This window comes from Streptomyces bohaiensis, from assembly GCF_012033785.1.
GTDB lineage: Bacteria > Actinomycetota > Actinomycetes > Streptomycetales > Streptomycetaceae > Streptomyces > Streptomyces bohaiensis.
In genome coordinates, this window is the sequence record NZ_JAAVJC010000401.1 from 1 (window position 1) to 3,184 (window position 3,184).

General features: G+C 74.6%; 3 protein-coding genes. All 3 read right to left on the reverse strand.

The genetic code is table 11. The annotated features are described in order from the left end of the window. Positions 1-43: 43 nt before the first annotated feature. A complete protein-coding gene (locus HCN52_RS23210; protein WP_168090393.1) occupies positions 44-859 on the reverse strand; it encodes a D-Ala-D-Ala carboxypeptidase family metallohydrolase in 816 nt (271 codons plus the stop codon). Positions 860-995: 136 nt separating this feature from the next. Beyond that, positions 996-1,625 (reverse strand): peptide deformylase, encoded by a 630-nt coding sequence (gene def, locus HCN52_RS23215; RefSeq protein ID WP_168090394.1) that lies wholly within the window; start codon positions 1,623-1,625, stop codon positions 996-998. Positions 1,626-1,892: 267 nt separating this feature from the next. Beyond that, on the reverse strand, positions 1,893-2,879 hold the full coding sequence (locus HCN52_RS23220) for a tetratricopeptide repeat protein (protein WP_168090395.1): 987 nt from the start codon (positions 2,877-2,879) through the stop codon (positions 1,893-1,895). Positions 2,880-3,184 lie beyond the last annotated feature (305 nt).

Here is a 3,184-nt window from a genome sequence, read left to right on the forward strand (position 1 = left end):
CCCCGGTACCGGCCGCGGGGCCGGTACCGGGGCACCCGGCGGGTCAGATACCGCAGTTGGGGGCCGACCAGAAGCGGCTGGCCCGGTGGTCCACGTGGGTGTGGTCGTTGTGGCCGGGGTAGCCCGGGCCGAGGATGCCGTTGAAGCCGTGGTTCCGCGCCGCCTGCGCCAGGCGGCAGAAGGAGTGGCTGCCGACCAGGTCGGCGGCGTCGCCGTAGAGGTGGCGGCTGTTGCTCGCGCCGCCGACGGAGTTGTTGCAGGAGACGGAGCGGAAGCCGCTGCTGATGTTCAGCGGGGCGTTGCCCATGGCGCGGCGCATGGCCTGGAGCTTCCACATGGTCCGCTTGGCGTTCTCACGGGCGGTGGCCGCGCTGACAGCGCCGCCGGACCAGGTGGAGTTGCAGCGGTTCAGCTCGGCGAAGGTGAAGTTGGCCGGGGAGCAGTCGGCGCTCTGCAGCGCGTAGATCTGGTTGAAGGTGGCCGGGCCGGCGATACCGTCGGCCGCGAGGCCGTAGGCCTGCTGGAAGCGGGTGACGGCCTGGGCGGTGTGGGGGCCGAACTGGCCGTCGATGGCGAGGACCTGGCCGGTGCCGGGGTAGCCGGCGACCCGGATCTGGAGCTGGGTCACGTCGGCGCCGGACATGCCCTGCCGCAGGGTCCGGCTCCAGGTGTAGCAGGCGTCGAGCGTGCCGACGTCCGCGGTTCCGGCGGTGGGGGTGTCGGCGACCGGGGCCTCGGCGGGGCGCTCGGCCGGCAGCGGGGCGGCGACGGCGCTGCCGCCGGTGACGGCGGTTCCGACGAGACCGACTGTCGCGACCATGACAAACGTGGCGGCGGTCCGGGACATGCGTCTGAGCATCGTTCCTCCGGGTGGGTGGGGCGATCGGAACGAGAGTTACCCACGAGTCGACGCGCGTCAACCATCACTCAACGCCCGTCAGTGGACCGGTCCACTGACGGGCGTGCGGGTACGGGCTCGGCGGCGGCCGCCGACCTCAGTCGTTGGCGACCGTCGCGTACCGCGGCGTGCCCTCGGCCATCTGCTGCAGCACGTCCTTGCGCTCGCGCTTGGAGAGCCGGTCGATGTAGAGCCGACCGTAGAGGTGGTCGGTCTCGTGCTGCAGGCATCGGGCGAAGTAGCCGGTGCCGCGGACCCGGATCGGGTTGCCCTCGGCATCCTGGCCGCGGACCACGGCGTAGTCCGGCCGGGCCAGCTCCATGTAGGCGCCCGGCACCGACAGGCAGCCCTCGTTGCTGTCGTCCAGCACCCGCAGCTCGGAGGGCAGTTCCTCCAGCACCGGGTTGCACACCACGCCGACGTGGCGCACGCCGTCGTCGTCGGGGCAGTCGTAGACGAACACCTTCCGGTCGACACCGATCTGGTTGGCGGCGAGGCCGACCCCCTCGGCGGCGCGCTGCGAGGCGAACATGTCGTCGACGAGAGCGGCGAGTTCGGGACCGAACTCGGTCACCTCGCGGCACTCGTGGTGCAGCACGGGGTTGCCCACCACGGTGATCGGCCGGGCGGTGCCGCGCTCGACGTGGGCCTTCTCCCGCTCCGCGCAGTCCTGGGTGTCGTCGACGAACTCGGAGTCGGCCTGCGGGCCGGTGTCCTGCTGCGGCATGGTCCGGGGACCACCTTCCTGGTACGGCGTAAGGGGGTGACGGGGTGACCGGCGCGACGTACCGCGGGACCGGGCCGGGCGGGAACGCCCGGGCGCCCGGAGCCGATGACCCTCGAACCCGTACAGCTTACCGGGGCTCCGCCCGGCGCCCCGGGGGCCGGCGGCGGGCCTCCCCGGCGCGCGGCGAGCCTCCGGTGCCCGGGCGCCGTGCCACCGCCCCACGGCCCCCGGCGGGGCCCGCCTCGGAGTTCCGGCGGGGCTCCGGCCTCAGCAGACCTCTTCGAGGTCCCGCCACTCCCGGGTGTCGGGGCTGTCCGCGACCCAGCTGTCGAGGAGTCCGCGGACCAGCGGCGCGGGGGCCGCGATGCCGCACTCGCGTTCGGGGGACCACAGCGTGCCCGCGCCGGTGTGGCCGAGCGGCCCGGGGCGGCCCGGGAGGCTGTGGTCGTGCGGGTCGTGCTGCGCCTGGCCGTCGCCCTCCTCGCTGGGCATCCGGCTCTCCGAACAGCTCCGGCAGAGCAGTCGGACCGAGGAGGACCAGTCCTCCGCGGCGTAGCCGGCGTCCGCGGCGAGGCGCTCCAGCGCGTCGCGGTCCCGCGGCGTGGCCGCGCCCAGCAGCACCACCCAGGTCGGCACCGCCGACGGGGCCCACAGCTCGATCTCGTCGAAGACCGGGAAGACGGAGGTCCACCCGTTGGCGGCGGTGGTCCGCTCGCCGTTGGGCACGCCGTCGTGCAGCACCACCTCGCCCCAGCGCCGCCCGGAGGACGGCAGCGGGATGTTGCGCACCTCTATCCGTGCCGGATCGAGCCGACGGCCCCAGACCACCTCGGACTCCCCCTCGGGGGAGAGCCGGACCGCCGCGCCGCCCAGCCGCGTCGACTGCGGCTCCTCGGACACCTCGCCGGGCACCTCGACGCCGTAGGCGGCCCACGCCCGGCGGGCCAGCGGCCAGTCCTGCAGCGCCGTCGCCGCGATGCCGAGGTTCCACCAGTCCGGGGCGCCGGTGCTCTTCTCCAGCAGCGCCACCGCACGCAGCCCGGCCGCCCGCGCCTGTTCCCAGTCGTGGCGGAACTTGTGGAGCAGCGCCAGGTTGAACCAGGACTCCGAGAGCCACGGTTCCAGGTCGGCGGCGCGCGTCAGCAGCGCGCCCGCGTCCTCGTAGCGGCCGTCGTCCATCAGCGCGAAGGCGCGGTTGGTCGCCAGCCGCCAGTCGGTGGACGGCCGTTGCCGGACCCTGCCGAAGATCCTCACGATGCCCTGCCCGCTCCCGCCTAGTGAGCCTGTCGTCCGTTCAGACTCCTGTCCGCCCCGGGGGTCATCCAACCCTTCGCGGCCGAGTCTGGTCTCAGCATGGGACAGCCTGCCCGCTCGCGCGAGCCCTGGCCAGCCGGGACCGCAGCGCGACACCGGGACGCAGCCGACGGGGCGGCCCGCCGACCGCCGGCAGCGGTCGTCCGGCGCCTCGTGGTCAGGGGGTGCGCCTCGTCGTGTGCCGCCGGGACCGGCGCCTGCCGGGGCGCCGACTCCGGGGGTACGCCCGCGCGCAGCGCGGCGTC